Source organism: Candidatus Lokiarchaeum ossiferum (genome assembly GCA_025839675.1).
Lineage (GTDB): Archaea > Asgardarchaeota > Lokiarchaeia > Sigyniarchaeales > Promethearchaeaceae > Lokiarchaeum > Lokiarchaeum ossiferum.
Genome location: CP104013.1, coordinates 4007190 through 4027601, shown reverse-complemented (window position 1 = coordinate 4027601; position 20412 = coordinate 4007190). Strand labels below are relative to the sequence as shown.

General features: G+C 33.8%; 17 protein-coding genes and 1 tRNA gene. 11 read left to right on the top strand and 7 right to left on the bottom strand.

The genetic code is table 11. The features are described 5' to 3' along the window. Positions 1-119 precede the first annotated feature (119 nt). The 4 genes from NEF87_RS17045 (at position 120) to NEF87_RS17030 (ending at position 2848) form a co-directional block, all read left to right on the top strand. Complete coding sequence (locus tag NEF87_RS17045; RefSeq protein WP_457916785.1) at positions 120-653, top strand: hypothetical protein; 534 nt, start codon at positions 120-122, stop codon at positions 651-653. Between the two features lie 108 nt (positions 654-761). Then, positions 762-1277: a hypothetical protein gene (locus NEF87_RS17040; protein ID WP_457916784.1), complete on the top strand. Its 516-nt coding sequence runs from the start codon at positions 762-764 to the stop codon at positions 1275-1277. Positions 1278-1279: 2 nt separating this feature from the next. Further along, on the top strand, positions 1280-2428 hold the full coding sequence (locus NEF87_RS17035; protein ID WP_457916783.1) for a M24 family metallopeptidase: 1149 nt from the start codon (positions 1280-1282) through the stop codon (positions 2426-2428). An 81-nt stretch (positions 2429-2509) separates the two neighbouring features. Next, on the top strand, positions 2510-2848 hold the full coding sequence (locus NEF87_RS17030) for a hypothetical protein (RefSeq protein WP_457916782.1): 339 nt from the start codon (positions 2510-2512) through the stop codon (positions 2846-2848). 136 nt (positions 2849-2984) lie between these two features. On the opposite strand, the gene NEF87_RS17025 is transcribed toward NEF87_RS17030, so the two are convergent. The 4 genes from NEF87_RS17025 to NEF87_RS17010 form a co-directional block, all read right to left on the bottom strand. Next, a tRNA-Tyr gene (locus tag NEF87_RS17025) sits at positions 2985-3111 on the bottom strand. A 222-nt stretch (positions 3112-3333) separates the two neighbouring features. Beyond that, positions 3334-5088: a Loki-CTERM sorting domain-containing protein gene (locus tag NEF87_RS17020; protein ID WP_457916781.1), complete on the bottom strand. Its 1755-nt coding sequence runs from the start codon at positions 5086-5088 to the stop codon at positions 3334-3336. 174 nt (positions 5089-5262) lie between these two features. Next, complete coding sequence (locus NEF87_RS17015) at positions 5263-7371, bottom strand: tetratricopeptide repeat protein (RefSeq protein ID WP_457916780.1); 2109 nt, start codon at positions 7369-7371, stop codon at positions 5263-5265. Positions 7372-7546: 175 nt separating this feature from the next. Further along, positions 7547-8512, bottom strand: a complete 966-nt coding sequence (locus NEF87_RS17010; RefSeq protein WP_457916779.1) for a GNAT family N-acetyltransferase — start codon at positions 8510-8512, stop codon at positions 7547-7549. Between the two features lie 226 nt (positions 8513-8738). Here NEF87_RS17010 and NEF87_RS17005 point away from each other — a divergent pair, with 226 nt between their 5' ends. Continuing rightward, positions 8739-9371 carry a hypothetical protein gene (locus tag NEF87_RS17005; RefSeq protein ID WP_457916778.1) on the top strand — a complete coding sequence of 211 codons (633 nt, stop codon included), beginning with the start codon at positions 8739-8741 and terminating at the stop codon, positions 9369-9371. 137 nt (positions 9372-9508) lie between these two features. Further along, positions 9509-9991 (top strand): hypothetical protein, encoded by a 483-nt coding sequence (locus NEF87_RS17000; RefSeq protein WP_457916777.1) that lies wholly within the window; start codon positions 9509-9511, stop codon positions 9989-9991. A 10-nt stretch (positions 9992-10001) separates the two neighbouring features. Here NEF87_RS17000 and NEF87_RS16995 read toward each other — a convergent pair whose 3' ends face one another. Together NEF87_RS16995 and NEF87_RS16990 are read right to left on the bottom strand one after the other, a co-directional pair. After that, complete coding sequence (locus tag NEF87_RS16995) at positions 10002-11363, bottom strand: hypothetical protein (protein WP_457916776.1); 1362 nt, start codon at positions 11361-11363, stop codon at positions 10002-10004. A 25-nt stretch (positions 11364-11388) separates the two neighbouring features. Then, on the bottom strand, positions 11389-12165 hold the full coding sequence (locus NEF87_RS16990; protein ID WP_457916775.1) for a DUF1295 domain-containing protein: 777 nt from the start codon (positions 12163-12165) through the stop codon (positions 11389-11391). Between the two features lie 146 nt (positions 12166-12311). Between NEF87_RS16990 and NEF87_RS16985 the strand changes: the two genes are divergently transcribed. Beyond that, complete coding sequence (locus tag NEF87_RS16985) at positions 12312-14444, top strand: tetratricopeptide repeat protein (protein ID WP_457916774.1); 2133 nt, start codon at positions 12312-12314, stop codon at positions 14442-14444. 90 nt (positions 14445-14534) lie between these two features. Further along, entirely contained in the window at positions 14535-14807 is a 273-nt protein-coding gene (locus tag NEF87_RS16980) for a hypothetical protein (protein ID WP_371802606.1), read from the top strand. An 88-nt stretch (positions 14808-14895) separates the two neighbouring features. Here the strand turns inward: NEF87_RS16980 and NEF87_RS16975 are convergent, their stop codons facing one another. After that, entirely contained in the window at positions 14896-15822 is a 927-nt protein-coding gene (locus NEF87_RS16975; protein ID WP_457916773.1) for a hypothetical protein, read from the bottom strand. Between the two features lie 79 nt (positions 15823-15901). On the opposite strand from NEF87_RS16975, the gene NEF87_RS16970 reads away from it, so the two are divergent. From NEF87_RS16970 to NEF87_RS16960, 3 genes are read left to right on the top strand one after another with little or no spacing between them, the layout of a single operon-like run. Then, a complete protein-coding gene (locus NEF87_RS16970; protein WP_457916772.1) occupies positions 15902-16621 on the top strand; it encodes a hypothetical protein in 720 nt (239 codons plus the stop codon). 11 nt (positions 16622-16632) lie between these two features. Beyond that, positions 16633-18444, top strand: coding sequence for an ABC transporter ATP-binding protein (locus NEF87_RS16965; RefSeq protein WP_457916771.1), 1812 nt, complete (start codon positions 16633-16635; stop codon positions 18442-18444). After that, the gene (locus NEF87_RS16960; RefSeq protein WP_457916770.1) at positions 18441-20198 is read left to right on the top strand and encodes an ABC transporter ATP-binding protein; all 1758 of its coding nucleotides are present in this window, start codon (positions 18441-18443) and stop codon (positions 20196-20198) included. The genes NEF87_RS16965 and NEF87_RS16960 overlap by 4 nt, the downstream gene beginning before the upstream one ends. Positions 20199-20412 lie beyond the last annotated feature (214 nt).

Here is a 20412-nt window from a genome sequence, read left to right as displayed (position 1 = left end):
ATCCCATATTTGACATTGAGAACTATGATGGATAAAGAAGATATAACTTTATAAATGATGTTTAACATGAAAACATGTAAAACAATAAAACGTGTTTAACAACAATCAAGGTGCAGCAAATGTGCAATGAAAATAAAAATTTAAATTTCGAAGAAAAATCAAATTATTTCCCAACTGAATATTTTACTACGGAGGAATCTTCAAAGCCTAGATTCATCTTAGATAAAAAAAATAAGAATAACCATCCCTTTAATGAAAATCTTAAATTTTTAGGCTTGAATATTGAGAATGGAAATGAAAAATGGATGAAAAAAGTATTTAATCCCTTTGAAAAAGAAACTCCAAAAGTTTCAACGGAGTTATTACGACTGATGAACAAAAAATTGCTATCAATGATTAACAATGAAGATAGAAGCATCTCCATGAATAATTTCACTGACATTGATTACCAAATTCGCTTTTTAAGAATTATAACGAACATGGTTGAAAGTATGGAAAAAATCAATTTAATAATTCAAAAAAAAGCTACAGAAGACTCAAGTTTATCCTCTTTCCTAGAAGAACAATCTTCAATTTTGGAGGAAATATCGCAATATTCTGATGAATTGAATAGAATGACAAATAAATTAGTCAAAACGGTTAAAAAAAGATAATTATTGCATCTATTGATATTAAGAGTATATCAAAAATAAAAATTTAATAGTATGAGAGGTATACATTTAGTGTTGTAAAACATGATTACATGAAAAGAGGTTAAACAAATGGTTGATAAAAATGAAAATTTTGACTTTGATGATACGATAGACCAGTTCCGTTCTAAATATTTTTCTGAAAAAGATAATTTGAAATCAATATCTATCCGAGGAGTAAATGCTGAGGTGTACGAGCAATTTGTGAACAAAACGAAAGATCTTGACATGAATGTTGGAATGGCAGTATCTAAAATGATGAAGGATGTTGTTGATTCCATAGAAGAAGGATTTCCACAGATATCTGCTAAAGTCTTACGCCCATTAAACAAAAAACCGTTAGCTGTCATTGGTCATGAAAATTTGACCGTTACTAAACAAGATCTCATAGATGCAGCCAATGAAATTAGTTTTATTAATATCAAAAAGCTTTCCTTTGCTCCCGATGTTGATAAGGAAACCTTTCAACAATATATCTTAAAGATAATTAATTGCCATAATATTCGGATTCCAAATATTTTCCCAAAATTAGTTTTACTCTCCAAGCTGCAAGATTGTAAAAATATAGATATTTATGAGGTCGATTAAAAATGCGCTCAATCACAACTGAAAAATTAGATCACCTTTTGGCCGAATTAGAGACCAAGGGAATAGATTTGCTCTTAGTGAATGATTCCGAGATGGCTCGAACAACGCATTTACAGTATTTATCTGGCCATCCAACAGATGCTCTCTTGGCAATCACGCAATCAGGAGAAACTTGTTTAATGCCTGCTGATGTCCCCCTAGCGGAAGAACATGCTGAAGTGGATCACATCTTGGATCTTATTAACTTTCAATATTCAGCGATGAACGCCTTAGCCGATTTTGTGAAAAAATCGGTCAAAACTTCATCTCCCGTAATTGGGGTACTCTCTAACGCACCATTTCAATTAGTTTTAAATTTACAACAATATATACCTAATTGTAAGATCTATCAGAAACCTCGGGAAATTGGATTTGAACTGGCCCAATTACGAGCCACTAAAACACCTTTAGAACTGGATCGACTTACAGATGTAGCCCACCTCAGTAATAATTTACTTAAAGATATTCGGCGATTCGCCCAAAATGCTTCAGATGAAACAGAAAATGATCTGGCCTTCTATGTGATGAAACGAATGCGTGAACTTGGTGCAGACGAAAATGCCTTCCCATCCTTAGTGGCAAATACTGATCGAAGCTATCAACTTCATTGCCATCCTTATGCCACTAATGCCCCCTTCAACAAACCCGGACTTTCGATAATTGATTTTGGGGCTAAATTAAATGGATATTGCAGTGATATCACCCAACCTTTTGCTTTTGGAACAATTTCAACGGAACAACAGAAAATGATTGATGTGTCGCTGAAAGCCTATGATGCTGTGATGAATATGATTGACATTGACGTACCAATTCATACAATTGCTGAAACGGCCCGAGATATTTTGGAGGGTGCAGGATACCCTATGAATTACGGGTTAGGGCACGGATTAGGATTAGAAGAGCATGACGCCCCCTTTCTCTTTCCCAAACCTACCGATCCGAAACGGTTGGAATCTTGGAAAGAACAGCGAATTCAAGAAGGGATGGTACTGGCGATTGAACCGGGAGCGTATGTCAAGGGAGAAGGGGGTTTCCGCCTTGAGAACGATATCATGATCCGCAACGGGAAAGTTGAAATGCTAACAGAAGCCCGAATTGAATATATTTCTTAAAATTACAAAGGCATTTTTTTTTAGAAATTTTGAAAGATATGACATCTTATAAAACAATTATTATGAAAAAATAGAGGAGATGTGAATTGCACAATTGATGATAATGCGTTAGTTAATTATTCCGGAAATTTAACCGAGGATAGTGATTTGGAAAATATCGATCTTTCTGGTAATTTCAACACAACGAGTTTTAATCCAGCAGAATTTGGTGACTTTCAATTCAATCTCGATAATTATTGGACATGGGCCACATCTGATAGTGGCACAGGACAAACAACTACCATAGGTACGGATACAACTACAAGTACTAATTCGATAGATCCTCCGAATCCACTTCCAACTTGGGTAATTATACTCATAGTAGCAGTTGGAGTTGCAATCATAATTGCAATTATGATAATCGTAAAGCAAAATGCTTAACCATTTTGCCTTATCTTTTTATTTCTTTGAAATTCTTAAGAGGATCTTTTTTATTATCTTCAAAGTCCATGAATTTTAAATTGAATCTTGCTAATTTTTAATAAGAGAAATTCGGAAAATAAGAGAAGAGTGATAGTCCCCCCTGCCGGAGTCGAGCCGGCGACGTCCCGGTAGCTGCTGCTGACGTGGAGTCATAGGTTGCCCTTTTCCACGCGATTAATCAGTTCTACAGCCGAGCACTCTACCAACTGAGTTAAGGGGGGAGCGATGAAATTTGTGATATCATCTGATTGTAGGTACTGGGTTCAAAATTCAGTATTTTTACATTCCAGTATAAACCAACTGAAATGAAACAATCTGATCATTAAAAAATGTTCATTAAATTTAAGATTTTTTGATCATCACTTGAAGAAATAAACCGAGAGAAATGAGGACCGGAATAGCATCTTAGTTATTTTGACTAAAATGAGGGAAAAAAAAGATGATCAGACTAAGTATTTTTTCCGAATTATGAGCACAACAAATCCAACAGATATCAGAAGGAGTCCAATGGAATACCCCGGGATATCAAATTGTTCTGAATCAGAAGGTGAATCAACAGTACTTGAAGTTTCAGGAGAAGACGTTGTAACTGTAGTTGAAGAAGATGTTGTAGTTGTCGAAGTTGTTGAGGTAGTAGCTGTTGTAGTTGTTGAGGTAGTAGTTGTGTCCGTTTCTGTCGGTATTTCAGAGTATACAAATATATAACGAGTAAATATTGAAACGTCACCATCAGCCTCTATAACAGTAAGAAATACTTCATACACATCTTCCATACTATAGGTATGCGTAGCATTTTGTAGACTCGAAAAGCCCCCATCACCAAAATCCCACAAAAATGATATTGGGCCATATCCCTCACTATAACTACAATTTAACTGAAACAACTCCCCACTTCTAACATAAAGACTCGAACTATTAAAATTAATAGAGATTTTGGTGAAAAATTTATTTTCAGAAAAAATATTTCCAGTCCCAAAATCATTGATTGCTTCTTTATCATTTTTTGAAAAGGAATTATTGCGAATTTGATTATTCGATGAGGAAGCATCAATTCCAAGTCCATTTTCAGAATTATGGATGAAAAAATTCCGTTCTATGAGACAATCCAATGAATTATTCAAACTCACACCATTATGAGAATTAGATCGAAAGATATTTCCTATGAGGGAGATGTTTGAAGAAAGAAAAATGATTGTTCCATCTTCAAGAACGTTTTCTATGTAATTATTACGAATATTGCAGAAATTTGAATCGTACACTAAAATACCATAATTAGTTTCATTTTGAATGCGGTTGTTATCGGTGACATTGATATTGGATGATGTCCAAAGAACTATTCCAGCAACAAAATTATCCGTTAAATTATTTCGATTTAAAAGATAGTTTGAAGACTGGATAATATAGATCGCATATTCAGAACAATCTTGAATAATGTTTTTAATTAATGTACAAAACGAGGAACTTTCCCCCACAATACCATATTCAGATTTGACAATAGAATTTTGTATCACATCAACATCCGTCGATCCTGAATTAAGTACAATGCCAGATCCTGAAGAATTGTAAAGATAATTATTAAAAATTAAACATTCTGAAGAAGATTCGATGCCAATGCCCCCTGTAGAATCCCGTATGTTATTATTTATCATGGAACAATTCAAAGAGTTATCCAGATAAATACCAAACCCTTGATATGTGAGATTATTTTGAATAACTGTGCAATTTGAGGATTGATCTAGATAGATACTGTATTGGGAAATATTAACTCGATTCTGTTCAATGGAACAATTTCCTGAATTTAGTAAACCAACCCCAACCCCGATATTTACAAAGGTACAATTACGGATAATCCCATAAACATCAGAATTTTCGATAAAAATACCTGCTTCTTCAAAATCCCCACCACCATCGATAGTGAGATTCGCAATGATATAAGGATTGCCAAAAGACCCATTCCCAAGAATAGCATAGGGAGACCAATCATTACCAGTAATTTTGATGGGAGAATGGGATGCACTGTTTTGTAGCCGTTCTATCTCTATAATCAATTTAGAAAATGGTCCATCAGCTTCTGTATATGATAGAGCCTGATTTATAGGAATTACATAGCTTTGAATGCATATGATTCCGAGAAGTAAAAGAATAGGAATTGAAAATTTAATTTGTGAGTGGTATGAAAATTTGTCTTTCTTTGACATTAAGAACACCTTTGAGTGAAAATGTTTGTTACCTTCAAGTTGTTGATAGGTTTTTTATATCTTTCCTACTAGGATTCAAAATGGCTATAAGATCAATTTTTATTAGAAAAATGACTAATAACGGGTAAAAAAAGAAAAATATCCACTACTACACCCTTTTGAATGAAAGTCAGTTTATATATCTGCCGAATGATATTCATCGACAGTTTTCTGCAACTCTGCAATTAAGGTTTGCATTACATAAGATCTGACATCTCGCAACAATTCAGGGGTTATTTGAGAAATAGTTTTGATGGCATTAAACCGATTATAGATTAACCACTCTACCTTTTCTTTATCATAAAATAAAGAATTCATTTTTTGAGGAAACACAATGGCTAAAATACAAATGGATTTTTGAAGATTCAATTCAGAAGTGGGGGAACTGGTTTCGAGAAGAAGCTTAACAAGAAAAGAACTGGTTGATCTCTTGCCAAATGGGAACGGTCCCATAGAATCAATGCGATTTTTCATTTTGCTATAGAGATTCCGCGCATAAACACACCCCATCTGATCCACTTCTGCGGAATAGGAGATATCAACAAGCGGGGTATTATCAACCGAGAGAATTTTATGGTCCCCATTTTTAAAAATCTCATAGGCTACTATAAAAGAATCGTCGGTTAACTTTTCGGTTAAACTATTATTGGGATAGAAAAACGTGAACCGTCGCAAATCTTCAAGAGCTATTGCAAGAACAAAATTTTGTTGAGCAGTACAGATTTTATGGGAAGGGGAAGTATTTTCAATAAAATTGAGACGTTCGTTGATTTCTTGAAGTTTTCTATCCATACGCGATTCTTCAGCATATTTTTGAGCCGTTTTCAAAGAATTTAATGCAGATGGATAGTCATTTTGGGAAGAAGTTAATAATGCTTCTATAATAAGGGTGTTGATATAACGGGGAATTAATTTTTTCTCTTTTGTAAGACGTAATGCGATTCGTAAATATTTTAACGCCTCTTCATAAAAAGAAAACGTGGTTTTATTACGAATGTATTTGGTTAAATAAATTTGGGTGAAAAGAAAATTTGATTCATAGACTAAATAGAGATCTTCGGATTCACCAGCAATCCAGAGCACTTCATTCAAAAATATGATTGCTTCATTAAATTTGGTAAGATTGATATTAATTCGTGCCCGCTGAAGTAACACCATAGCATGTTGAAATTTAGAATTCCGTTCTTGAGCTAATTTATCTGCTTTAACGAGACAGCGAAATGCTTCATCAAGTTCGCCTAATGATTCATGCACTTCAGCTAACATTGTTAAAACATCACATTCAACTTCAAAAATCCCATTAGATTCAATAATTTCAAGAACTTTAAATAAATCTTTCTTTGAATCAGCCAATTGTCCTTTAGCGAGCCAAAATTGAGCTGAAACATAATAACAGTCCAGTAATCCAAAGGGAAAATGGACTTTTTTCAAATGAATAAACCCTTGTTGGAGGTATGTATAAGCCTTATGAAAATTACCCATTTCTAACCAAAAATTGGCTAAAAAGGTTGAAAGAGTACCAATATGCTTATCATCTTGCATCTTTACCGCAAATTGATAGGCATCGTTAAAATTTGCCTCGGCGTTTTCCAAATCCCCTAATTCTCGATAAGTTTCTCCGAGTTTTTCCTGAAAAATAAGTCGCACAAATGAATAATGACATTCTTTTGCTATCGAAACTGCTCGACTATATATTTCAGCCGCTTTCTCCATATTACCTTGAGAATGATAAATCAATCCCGAATTTCCTAGGGCATTAACAAACCGGATTGACTTTTTGTCATCTGTCAGATTTTGAGCTTTTTCATACCATTTGATGGCCTCATCATAATCATTGGCTTGAAAATAGAGTACAGCCAGACAATTGGATGCTTTGGATTCCTTTTCAGGAAGATTGAGTTTCTGATAAATAGAGATTGCTTCCAAGAGATTCTTCCGAGCTTCTTTTTTTTGACCGATTTCAACTTGGGTATTTCCAATCCCTTCAAGAGTATCTGCATATAACTCTTCATTCTTATCTTTTAAAGCAAACTCTTTCATTTGCGAATATAACTCATAAGAATCATTATAACGAGAAAGAACTAAGAAACAGTAGGCAAGTTGTAAATTGAGAGTGATATATTGAGGTTGGGTAAGATTTTTTGTAAGATTTTCTTTCAGAAACTGTTCTTCCTCTTGAGGATCGCTTAAATGCAATGTTTCAGTTCGTTCAATTATTTCCCGAAATTCTTTTTCTGTAACCAAGTAATCTGCACCTAGGCTGTAATGTGTACAGTTTTTTAGTAATTATTCCTCAAATGAAAATATATGGGTTTTTTGTGATAATATGAGAAAATTGGACTTTGGACGGCACAGAAAAAAAGATGAAAAAAACTAAAACAAAAAAACATTGCAAGTCAATATCGATAGAAATTGAATCCTAAATATTCAATATAAAGGTTTTCCATCCATTAGCAGGAAGAAACCCAAATTGTGTATAAAATTTGTATGGAGAACGATCATTTTCAGTATAAAGGGAGAGAGAAGGAATTTTTTGATGCTTAATATGTTGAATGGCATGATCTAAAAGAACTTGTCCAATTCCTTGATGTTGATGGTGAGGATGGACGCACATCAGGTTGAGGTGTGCATTTTTCTCAGATGATTCACTATAGTTCCAAATAATCGCCCCACCAACAATTAGTTTTTCTTTACGTACAATGAAGGAAGCAGCATAATTCATATATTCTGGTGTAAGAAGCTCTAAATACATCTCATTTCGTTCTTCGTCCGACATATTTTTGAAAAAAGCGAGATCCGCATCCATAAAAGACTCATAATAACAATGGAAGAATTCCTTCTGAAGATTTGGAGAATAATTTTCAAATTTTAATCCGGAAATTGAATTGATAGTATTGCTAGTATAGTTGGTTAAATCCAATGACAATTTAGAGTAGACGCAATTAAATCCAGCATCGTTCATTATTTCATCTATGGAACTTGTTTCTGGCATTTTTTTATGTTCAGGGGATAATTCAAACTTTAAGGAAGTAATTTCAGGATGCATCTCTTGCAATACTTGAATTAAGTTTATTATAATATTTGATAAAGAAAGGGAATAATCAAGATCTTTTCGTATTATAGGGTATTGGCCAAAAAATCCAGGATTCATAATATTATATTGTGAATTTTCAAGATATAAATAAAGAACCCCTAGAAATTCATTATTTTCTTTCCATGAAAAGAGTAAAGAAGCATCATGAGAAGATTGATGGTCTAATAGTTTACTTAAGATCAATTCAGATGAAGTAAATTCAGTTCTATTAAAAGCAAGGCAGTTTTCCCAAATAAAGGATGAGAGGGATACTAAGTTAATTTCAGAAAATTTTGTGAGCTTAAAGGTCATTTATTATCACCATAGATTTATATTCGAATTATATCTTCGTCAATATTTAATATTTGCTCCAGCACAGCAATTTCCTCAATTATTCGAGAAAGAAAACTTTAAATACACGATTCATTAATATAGGTTGAAACCAAAAGCAGGTATTTTTTTTTTCTTATAACAATAATGTTGCTTTAGGGATATTTGGGTTTAAATAAGAAAATTAGGAATTGTAAGTAAGAGTAAAATGGTTAAGTACTTAACAATTAGCGGATCAATATTGGCAACAATCGGAATTATCCTACGGAATATCTTTGGGACATTATTTTTGTATTTGGGAAAAATTCCTTCAGACGGATATTATCGATATAAATCCTTAATTTATCAAGTCACACCGGTTTCCATAGGTCAAGTTTTAATTTATTTTGGTATCTTTTTGATCTTGATTTCAGAAGTGAAAGGGACAAATAAACTTGTGGCGTGGGGATCGACATTTATTTCATTCTCATTCATAATGGGAATTTATGACGAATTTACGCGCTTCACGGGTGAAAATCCCACATCCTTGGGAACAGAAATAATAATAGCGAGTTCTTTAGGTTTTCTTTTCTTGGGTTTATCTATCTCGATTTTAGGTTTGATAAAACTTCAAAAAAATTACTTAGTTTATTCCTGGATACGGATATGCATCATTCTTTGGATTGTTTTTTGGATGGTTTTTACCCAAATTGTTTATTTCCAGATATATGGAGTTCTTTCTTCGATTTATAATGATATCATAGATTTGCTTTTTCATCTACCCTTTCTGATTCAAGGGTGGATCTATACCTTTGTAAAACCTATTCCTAATCTAAATCTAGATCAACTAGCACATGCATAATCACTTTCCAACAAAACTGTGAAAAACTTTTCAAACTTTTTCCAATAAATCAGACAAATTTTTTCTTAAAATTAACTATTATAATATCCCAGATCAAATTATTCTCAAGCGTGGAATTTGGAAATTGGTGAAGAAATTTGGCGAAGAAAACAAGTAAGAAATCTATAACAAAAAACGGGAAAAAATCGACAAAAAGCAAGAAATCTACTCCAAAAAAGACCAGTAATGCTAAAATAAAATCAATAGTAGATACTGACGAGTTAGAAAGGAAAATAGAATCGCTAAATTTAGAAAATTCCCAGTTAAAAAAACAACTTCAACAATTAGAAGCCCAAAAAGAACAGATCACTCTAGAGTTTGCAGATTTCAAGAAAAAATATTCTTCAGCGATAGAGAAAGAAAACTTAGTGAATGGAATCTCAACGATTCATGATAGTCGTTTTCGGATTGGGAATAAATTAGTGCTAGACAAATTGGATGTTCTCTATGAAGATCTTAAAAGTGTTCAGAAACAACTACAACAAGCGAAATTATCCCCATCTGAGAAGAAATCCTTAACCGCAAGAATCAGTGAGCTTAATAATAAAATTGGAAACTTAGAAAAATTTATAGAGAATTAATCTTCAGTCTTCATTGCTTATTTTTTACTAATATTTTTCCTGAAATCATTTGAATCTCTTTATTGTGCACAATTGAAGAAATTAGTTTTCGAATTCGAGGATTGGATGTCACTTTTGCCAATTCTTCTGGTGTGGGAAAATGCCCATCGAGTATTGCACCATGGGTTAGTTGGAGAAGAAAAGAGGGAACTTGAGAATTAGATACGATCGCAGATTTCTGAGCGTTTAACAGTGATTTTTCTTGAAGAAGTTGAACTTCTTTGTTAAATGAAAATTGATTGTTTTGGTTACGAAATTCATTAATGATAAACTGAATATCGTCAAAAGAAAACCCTGCTTCGGGGACAAATTGAAGAATAGCTAGATTTTGCCCCATTGCCAGATAGGAAGGCATTTGAGTATGTAAACTAGAGATAAAGCCACGAAAATGGAGATTTCGATCACCATAAAATGCAGTAGCCCGATCTCTGGATTGGAGTACAATTTTTTCCAATAATTTTAGAAAGCATCCATAATAATAGGGATAAGGAGAATGGTCAGCAGGAATCATAGAATCGAGAGTCTCAATAAGATTTTTAACAGGAAGAATAATGACTGGAAGTTCTTCAGAATAATACTTAGCTAAATCATATAAAGATGAATGCGAAGAAAGTGAATACTCGGTTTGGGTAACAGTTTGAGAAGAGCGGGTATTGTCAAATATCACAGGGGCAATTATCGCACCTCGACGGAGAAGTAATTTTGCCGGAATTTGTTCTTCCACAGTATCATCCCACGGATAAAGTAAAGAGTTTGATGTTTCAATAGGTAATCCTCCCCACAGAGTAGGAATGTCTTCTACGTATAGGTATGTTCCCTTTTCACGAATTTCAATTGTAAATTCCCGGGTGGCCCCTTTGTTTTTAACAGAAACCTTTTTATTTTGTACTCTGGCTTCTTGCCGGATTAAATTATAGAAATCATTCTTGACCTTTGCGGCTTTAATGGGATAAGGAACAATCGATTTAAACTTGATTGCAAAGGATTCGCCCGTTTGAAGCACTTGTAATGCAAAATCTATGAACGCATGTTTCAAAGTCTCATATTTTCGACTCACACTAATAGCAGGAGCAATCGATTGAAATCCAATAATGTGCCGAAAAACGAAAAGTGCAGCGGGAATCTCTTCAGAATTAAAAAAAAACAGTAATCTGCCCTTTAAATTCAGTGCCGATTGAAGATGAAGATTTTCCCGAATACAAATTTTCTTTACCGAATCAATGAGAATTTGAAATATTTTTTTCTGATATTGAGAAGATTTTAAGGAGATTTCGTTGTATTTACATAAAATAACTCGGTAGGGGATTTTTCGATTTTCAGAAAAAGAAACCATGCTAAAGATAAAAAAGGAAGGCTTCTCAAAAAATGTAAGGGATTATAGCTTTTCGTTCCTTGGGATAGTCGGGAAATGTTTCGGAATACCATTTGTGATGCGAATATGCACGAGGGATTAAATTAGCAGCAGTCCATGCTGCAAAGACTAAACCTGTTAAAGACCATGTAAGAATTGTCCACCCGATCCACTCAAGAATCTCCCCAAAATAATTTGGACAAGAAATTTGTTTGAATAAACCACCATAAGGGATTTTATAGCCATTATCTTCGCCTGGTTCTCGTAAATGACGTAAAATGAAATCAGAACGTAGATTAATGACATATCCGACAATAAATAGAATCGTCCCGATAATAAATGCAGGTGAAAGAAGCCATTGGGGAGAATATTTATCTAAATCTGAAAGTTTGTACAAGTATCGTCCTTGTAAATAGCCATTGAAACCGTTAAATATGAACCCCATAAGTATAATGGACAAAGGCATCTTTTTTTTACCCCGCATAAGAAAAGGATACACAAAGGCTCGTTGAACATAATGAAGTTCCCAGATCAATAAAATAATAATCATGGTAATTTCTTGTTTTCGATCGCTGATAATAAAGAAAACAAAAACCAGCACTGGAGAAATAAACTCCATTAGCACCCATCCCAACTTTTCATTGACCATGGGACCCCATTTTTTTGATATATATCTTCCATAACCTGCTTTAACAAAAAATAATATAATAAAAACGAGTAATCCAATACCTAAAACCACATATTTAAGAATTAAATAAAACAGTTGTTCGTTAAACAAGACCACAATTATTTTTTCAGATATCACTGAATTTAAAGGAAATATATTGGGAGATATGTAGACAATGGGAAACTATTTAGGAGTGAAAATATTTTTTGAATATAAGATTATTCCTTAGAATTACAAATTAGAATTTAAAATGGGATGAAAATATGAGCCTAAATCATTCTTCTGGTAAAAATCAAAGAGAAATTTCAGAAAAACGACTCAATAATCTGAAATCCCATTTAGAAGAGTATATTATCACAAAAAATGAAACTCAAATTATGGAAGAAATGGTTTACATAAATCATTTTGTCCATTTCACAGAAAACTCTGAGAAATATATCAATACGTTTTGTGATATTGCCACAATTTTTTGGAGTTATGAAAGAACTAAAGAAGTCAGGAAGATATTAATAAAGATTGAAGAAGTACTTACTGTTAAAAATGACCCCGATTTACGGAGAAAATATCTCGCTAAAATTAAATTGTGCTGGGGTTGTTTAGAGGCATTTTTAGGTAATTTTGATGAAGCTCATGAATTATTTAATCAAGGGTATGAAAAATCTACAGATCTCCAATTAAAAGCTCTAATTCTTATAAATAGTGGAATTTTGTATAGCATATCTGGCAATAATGATATTGCTCAAAGCAAATATCATGAATCCTTACTGATTTTTGAAAAATTACAGAACAATATTGGAACTTCATTAGTCTTGAATCATTTAGGCTCATTAGATTTAAATTTGGGTCAATTTGATGATGCTATGATTCACTTCCGCAAAAGTGTTGGAATCAGAGAAGAGTTAGAACAACATGCTTTATTGATTCCTGTGCTAAACAATGTTGGGGAAGTTTATCGAATATGGGGCGAAATTGACACTGCATTAACTTATTATCAAAGAAGTCTGAAAATCCAACAGGAATATGATGAAGAAAAGAGAAAACTTGTTCATGAATTACAGGGGTTTGAATGGGTTTTGGAACCTTGGTCTTATGGGACAATCAACATCATAAAAGCTTTGGAAAACCACAAAGCAATCTTACTCTTCAATTTAGGCCTAATTTATCAATCTAAGGGCGATTTCTCAAGAGCTTTTTCTTATTTTCAACAATCCCTCGAAATAGATAAACAAGTAGAGGATAATCAAGTAACTGTGGAAACATTATTCCAATTGATATTTTTAGCTTGTGAAAATGGTTATTGTGGAGAAGCTATTGCGTATTTTGATGAAATTCAACGAATTTATCTTGAAAATAAGAATAGTTCCATTTTAATATCCCAATATTATCTGGTATCAAACGCACTCATTTTACGCAGTAATGAAAATATCAAGGATTATGCAGAATCTTTGGAAATATTGGAAGAAATTCGCACTCAAGAAATTATTTCCCAAGATTTAAAGCGCTACACTCTATCTTTTTTAATGGAAGGATATCTTACCGAATTAAAATTATTCAATAATCCTAAAATCTTTAAAAAAGCACACAATCTCGCATCGGAACTTGAAGAGCTGGCATGGGAAGAAAAATCAACAATTTTATTGCTTTTTATAAAACAAATTAGGGCTAAATTGGCTTTTATCCAAGATAAATTACCCCAATCACGCAATTTCCTTGAAACAGGGTTAGAAATTGCGAAAACAAAAAAATATTGGCAATTCGCAGGTTTTTTTTTCCGTGAACTTGCAAATTTATCCCAACACGAAAAAAAGTTACTCAATGAAGAAAAGGGAAAAATTTCTATGGGAGAACGAATTGCGATTGCAAAATTGGATGTTATTATCTCACATATTAGCCAAAATCAAATTGCTAATATTACCGAATTCCCTGATTATGCCCTTGAAACAATCAAAGGAATGCTATTTGAAATGTCTGATTTAGGCCCAATCCCAGTAATATCAGAATCCGTTGAACATTTGCTACCAATGGATCAATCGAATGAGACGCTAAACGCAGTTCTATTACAAAAACTAGCTTTACTCTACACAATCGCAATAGGACAAGGAAATTCTCCAAATTACGGTTTATTTGGACCTTTACCGATTCCTGATTATTCAGGATATGTTGCTTTGACTTATTCTTTTAAAATTCATGATCAAAAAATCCAAGATGCTCGAATGAAAGAAAAAACATTTGCAGTGTTATGCTTCTTAATGCCAGAAGATTTCGTGCCATTTTTCTCAGAAAGGGATCAAATTATTAAACATTTGAATGAAGCGATTTCAGATCTTTCCGATATTGGAGAAATTACTTTGGAGTGGATTAGAGGCATAAAACAAAAGATCATTGAATTAAAATAAATGAAGTAAAAAAACTGAATATACCCAATTTTTTTTAAATTGCGATAAATTGTAACCTCTTACTCAATTTTTTTAAAGTGTTACTTTACTATGCCTCAGAAAAAGAAGAAACTTTCCTTAGAAGAATTCCGTTCGCAGCTCGGGATTTCCCATGGTCCAGTAAATCCTCAACAAAAGTCGCGACAACCTAATTTTCAACAGTCTAAGAAGAAAAAAAACCCACGTAAACCTTCCGGTATTCCTAAAGCTCAAGTTGAAAAACGAATTAGCCAATTGGAACGAAAAATGATGGAAGGAGATCTTAGTGAAGCGGAAGAAAAGAAAGTGTTAGCGGAAATTGGGAGACTGGAAAAACAAAATTAATCAATTTTTTAAATAAATTCTTTTGAAACACAATATTGATTTTTGGTGAGTGATATTTCTATGGTCTTCCTTGTTTTTGTCAAAAAAATTATAGTGAAGCGAGAAAATCCCATGCAATATTTGCATAAGTCCACCATAATATCACCATAAATATCGACAGAGGAGGATAGATAGGAAATTGATGGCCACCAGGGATATATAATCGCCAGATAGCAAACCCAACTTGAGTGAAGAAATAAGTGCCCAAAGCCAGAACTATCACTTCCAAAATCATTTTCACCTTTCGTTTTCCTTTAAATGCGACGATTAGTAACAACAAGAATATTTGAAAAGAATTAACGATCCAACCTCCCATCGCCGCGGCATTAGAAAACGTAGTTCCATCCCAAACAAATCCATACCCTATCCCTAAGAGGATTTTTAGTTCAGATCCATCATAAGAAAAGAAGAAAGGAAGTATGAAAAGAAAAGCGGCAATTAAACCAATTTTTTCAATATGAGTTTCAAATAGCTGGATGGGAGCATTATAATGTTGACCCCTAATACCGATTAAGCCAATGATCGCAATGATAGAAAAAATAAAGACAAAGAAACCAACTCCAGGATGAGGTACATAATATAATTGAGCGGATTGGACACGAATGGGGTCTTCGAACACAATAAGAAACTGCTGACGTTTCGTAAGAAGTTGAAATATATATATACAAAAGAGAAGCCAACCTGGTTTGACATGATCCCAAATAATGGATTTGCCAGATTGAAACCAAATTTGAAATAGATAAACAGAAGCAATCAAACCACTACTAAATAATACGGGGGCAAATACCCATGAATCCGCATAATTCCCAAATCCCATTCCAGAAACCGAATCCCAGATAATATTTGAACTAAAAGAGACAAGCAGAAATGGTAACCACAGTGAAACAAAGGCAGAGATGCAAAAAAATCTAATTGCTACCTTCAAGAACAACTCTGGAACTTGCTTTTGGGAAGTTTGTGTTTGAATAATCACCATAGTACTACACTTTGGTTATTGGTAAATTGCTAAAAAATTTAATGAATCTGAGGTTTTTGATTAATGAAGGGGCGTTATTTTGAAATTGAAAGTGTTTGAAAAAATCCAAGAGATATGGAAAGGAAAAACATCTAAAAAAGAGCAAGGCATCTATTTTGGAGTGATTATAGTCGGGTATACAATCATATCGTTGATTTCACAATCGTTATTCCCCGTAAAATATTCAATACTTGATTTTAAAATAAGTGCACAGGGAAGTATTACTTCTAATCCAGATGGACACATCTTATGGAATATTGGCATGATTGTGATGGGATTATTGTTGGTGCCCCACATGCGTTATCTCAATGACGGTTTAAAAAATTCTTCACCTCGATTTGCAGAAGCTATTAATGTTTTATCCATTACGGCATGTATTGGATTCTCATTTGTGGGCCTATTTCCCAGAGAATATCCGTGGTTACATTCAATTCCTGCTGCAATAGCACTCTATGGTTTCTATTTTTCCCTAAATATGTACTTACTACTGTTAATCGATCAAAAAAAAAATGAGCGTCAGACGGTATGGCCCAAATCGTGGAGTTTTGTATTAATATTTATCCCATTAAATGTAGTCGTTATAGGAAATGTACTTCGTTCTTTACTTCCCTCAAAATTGTGGATTTCCCAGATAGATCCACGGATCTATTCTTATCCTCCTTGGCAATGGTCATTTCTCATTAGCATCTTTTTGACCTTTCTTGGAATATTTTTAATACTACCCAATAAAAAGAATCAAGTGGAACTAAAAACAGCATAGAGGTCTAAAAATTGACAGAAGCAACTTTAACCCATCATACTTTTCAACGGCAAAACTACAAAAAATGGATGTTCTTTCACATTGTCCAGAATAAAATGTTATTTTTCCTAAATCTTTTAGGTATTATCTTAGTTACTTCTGTAGGCTCATATATTCCAGTTAAGATTGGCGAAATTATTGACAATCTTATAGATCCATCCCCATCGACCAACTTTTTCGTGTTACTTGCGATTCTACTCGGAATTTACATGACCCGTAATATTTTAGAATACACGACCTGGATGATTGGTCATAAATTGGGCTCAAAAACAGAACAAAATATGCGTCAAGAATTTTTTGAGACCTTGCAACATAAATCGTTGAGTTATCATGATGAATTACGAACGGGGGATTTACAAGCGTTGGCTACCAACGATCTCCGTATTATAAATACAATGATTGCCCACGGTAGTTTCTATGTGTACCCATTTATTTTGAGTATTGTTATGATAATTCTTCAAAGTCAATCCTTTCCCCCAATAATGTTAATTGTCACGATTCCTTTCCTCATCATTTATACAATTACTGTTTTAGATTATCGGAAGAAATTAACCCCTTTTTCCAAGTTAGCTTTAAGAAAACACGCAGACATTACCGTAACCGTACAAGATTCAATAAAAGGGGCAGAAGTCACTCGCGCGTTCTCTGCAGAACCTTTCGAGCGGAAAAAATTTGCTAAAGTTGTTCGAGCCTACAAAGAAAATTGGTTAGGAGAAAATAAAATCCAAGCTAAATTTCTTCCAATGTTGACCTTATACGGAGCTATTGGGACAACCTTCCTTTTGTCGTGTATTTTTGTTCTTCAAGGAAAAATGACACTAGGTGAATTAACTGGCTTAAATTTACTTCTTCTAACTTTCTTAGAACCTACAAATATGATTTTTTGGGCCACTAAAGACATGATTGGAGGATTTGGAGCAAGCGAACGTCTTTATCGAGCTTTAAGCCAAGGGAGTTCGGAAGAGGAGATAGAACAACAATCAATTTCTTCAGTTGAAGAAACTAACAAGATTAATAAATCTCGATTATCGGGGAAAATTCAATTTCATGATGTTTCCTTTTCATATCAAACTGCAAAGGCCAATCCGTTTTATATTTTAAATAAAGTGAATTTTTCCATTGAACCGAATCAACAAATTGCATTGGTAGGACCTACAGGAGGGGGAAAAACAACTCTCGTAAAATTATTGCAGAGATTTTATCATCCTCAACAGGGAACAATTCTTTTGGATGATATCGATATCCGGAAATTCCCTCTAAATTTACTGCGAAAAAAAATAGGCTATATTGAACAAGATGTTTTTCTGTTTTCCCAATCAATTGCAAATAACATACGATTTGGGAATCCAGAAGCATCGGATGAAGAAGTCCAACGAGTTGCAAAACTAGCTTTTGTGGACGATTTTGTCCAAGAACTTCCCGATAAGTACGATACCTTAGTGGGAGAACGAGGAACCAAATTATCGGGAGGAGAAAAACAAAGAATTGCGATTGCCCGAGCATTCTTAGTAAATCCAGACATTTTGATTTTGGATGATTCCATGTCTGCCATCGATAGTGAAACGGAGAGCAAAATTGGGCAAGCAATCAATAATATTCTACATAATCGCACAACAATAATCATCACCCATCGATTACATACAATTCAAATATCCGATAAAATTTTGGTGTTAAAGCAGGGCAAAATTGTAGCGCAAGGAACCCATGATACTTTGCTAAATACTTCCCCGGATTACGGGCGAATATTTGGGAATTCAAAAATAATCCAGGAGGAAGAATATTGAGAAAAGAACAAGATTATTCGGATCGGGAGCTTTTCAACAAATTTCTACATTTTTTGAACCCCTTTAAAAAACAATTGGGTCTAATTGCCCTTTTTATATTTTTGCGAATGCTCACCGAATTGATCAATCCAATTTTAGTGCGATATGTCTCCGATCACATATTATTAGAAAATCAGAATACTTTTTTAATCATCCTTAGCGGAGTGACTTATCTTGGATGCTCTCTTATTAATTGGTGGAGTTTTTCTTCCCATAGACGACAACTAGGACATTTCGTGCCACATTTTTTGGAAAATCTACGATTAGATGTGTTTGATGCAGTTCAATCCCAGGATATGACATTCTTTGATGAGAATTTGAGTGGAAAAATCAATAGCATTGTGGTAAATGATACCGTGGATTTCAGTAATATTGCCATACTCATTTCGGATACCATTGGCAATCTTTTCATCAGCATCATCACATTTCTCATTTTATTATGGTTTAATAGCACTTTAGCGCTAATTGTCCTACTTGCAATTCCCGTCCTATTTCTTTTAACCTTTGCTCTTCGCAAATTGGCGAAAAAAGTGAGTATCACGTTCCGGAGATCGATTGGTAATGTTAATGCTGCGATGGTTGAATCAATTGAAGGAATTCATATTTCCAAAAATTATGGTCAGGAAATGCAAGTTTCCCAACAGTTTGATGTAGTTAACCATGAGTATTTCAATTCTTGGTTTCGCCTTACCTCGGTCACCCATTTCTGGCGCCCTCTTCTTAATACCTTATCTTCCGTTATTTTATGTATCGTCTTATATTTCGGAGCGCTAAAAGTGATTGATCAAGAAGTATCTCCTGGAACGATGATCCTATTTGTTTTATATTTACAAACCTTCTTCCGTCCCATTATGATAATTGCTCGATTTTTCCCCGAATTGAGTACCGGGATGGCCGCCTTCCAACGAATTGTTCGAATTTTGGAACGAAAGCCTAAAGTCCAGCAAAATTTAAAATCGAAAAAAGTTGCAAATTTACGTGGAGATATTCAATTTGATAACGTTAATTTTTCTTATATCCCAGATCAACCAGTTATCGAAAATTTGAATTTAAATATCAAAAATGGAGAGAAAATCGCAATTGTGGGTCATACAGGTGCAGGTAAAACAACAATTGGAGCACTTTTATCACGATTTTATGAATATCAAGAAGGTACGATAACAATCGATCGAAGAAATCTTCGAGATATCGACATAAGTTCCATTCGAAAACGAATCGCAAAAGTGGAACAAAATATTTTCCTCTTTCCAGGTTCTATTGAAGAGAATATTCGATATGGAAATCTTTCTGCAACCAAAGAGGAAGTTCAGAATGCGATACGAATTGCCCATGCGGAAGAATTTATTGACTATTTGCCTGAAGGATTAAAAACCTATGTTGGGGAACGAGGGGGAGAGTTATCTATGGGACAGCGACAACTCATCAGCTTTGCTCGTGCGATATTAATGGATCCAGACATTTTAATTTTAGATGAAGCCACAGCGAGTGTTGATGCTTATACTGAAGCCTTGATTCAAGACGCCTTAGAACGAGTTTTACAGAACCGAACGGCGATTATCATAGCCCATCGACTTTCGACGGTAATTAAAGCAGATCGGATTGTTGTATTAGATCATGGAAAAATCATAGAACAAGGAACTCATAAGAATTTACTAGCTTTGGAAGGAAAATATGCTTCACTTTATCATAAATACTTTGAATACCAACAATTTTAAACTGTAAATTACCTCAGTGAGCTCATTTTGGGAACTTCCATTGTATAACAAAAAGAATTTTTTTTCACAAATGGAACGTATGTTTCCCTTTACCATAAATGCTTTGACTATCTCAACCAACCTCTTTAAATAGCGAGCGAGTAGAATTTCCCTTCATGTATTTTTTAGATCCTTCTCATTACAGCAACAATTTTTTTGTGCGAATAAGAAAAGA

What these genes read in the sequence shown, in the direction of transcription:
- NEF87_RS17045 (WP_457916785.1), top strand. Translation starts at nt 120, where the DNA reads ATGTGCAATGAAAATAAAAATTTAAATTTCGAAGAAAAATCAAATTAT.
- NEF87_RS17040 (WP_457916784.1), top strand. Translation starts at nt 762, where the DNA reads ATGGTTGATAAAAATGAAAATTTTGACTTTGATGATACGATAGACCAG.
- NEF87_RS17035 (WP_457916783.1), top strand. Translation starts at nt 1,280, where the DNA reads ATGCGCTCAATCACAACTGAAAAATTAGATCACCTTTTGGCCGAATTA.
- NEF87_RS17020 (WP_457916781.1), bottom strand. Translation starts at nt 5,088, where the DNA reads ATGTCAAAGAAAGACAAATTTTCATACCACTCACAAATTAAATTTTCA.
- NEF87_RS17010 (WP_457916779.1), bottom strand. Translation starts at nt 8,512, where the DNA reads ATGACCTTTAAGCTCACAAAATTTTCTGAAATTAACTTAGTATCCCTC.
- NEF87_RS17005 (WP_457916778.1), top strand. Translation starts at nt 8,739, where the DNA reads ATGGTTAAGTACTTAACAATTAGCGGATCAATATTGGCAACAATCGGA.
- NEF87_RS16995 (WP_457916776.1), bottom strand. Translation starts at nt 11,363, where the DNA reads ATGGTTTCTTTTTCTGAAAATCGAAAAATCCCCTACCGAGTTATTTTA.
- NEF87_RS16985 (WP_457916774.1), top strand. Translation starts at nt 12,312, where the DNA reads ATGAGCCTAAATCATTCTTCTGGTAAAAATCAAAGAGAAATTTCAGAA.
- NEF87_RS16980 (WP_371802606.1), top strand. Translation starts at nt 14,535, where the DNA reads ATGCCTCAGAAAAAGAAGAAACTTTCCTTAGAAGAATTCCGTTCGCAG.
- NEF87_RS16975 (WP_457916773.1), bottom strand. Translation starts at nt 15,822, where the DNA reads ATGGTGATTATTCAAACACAAACTTCCCAAAAGCAAGTTCCAGAGTTG.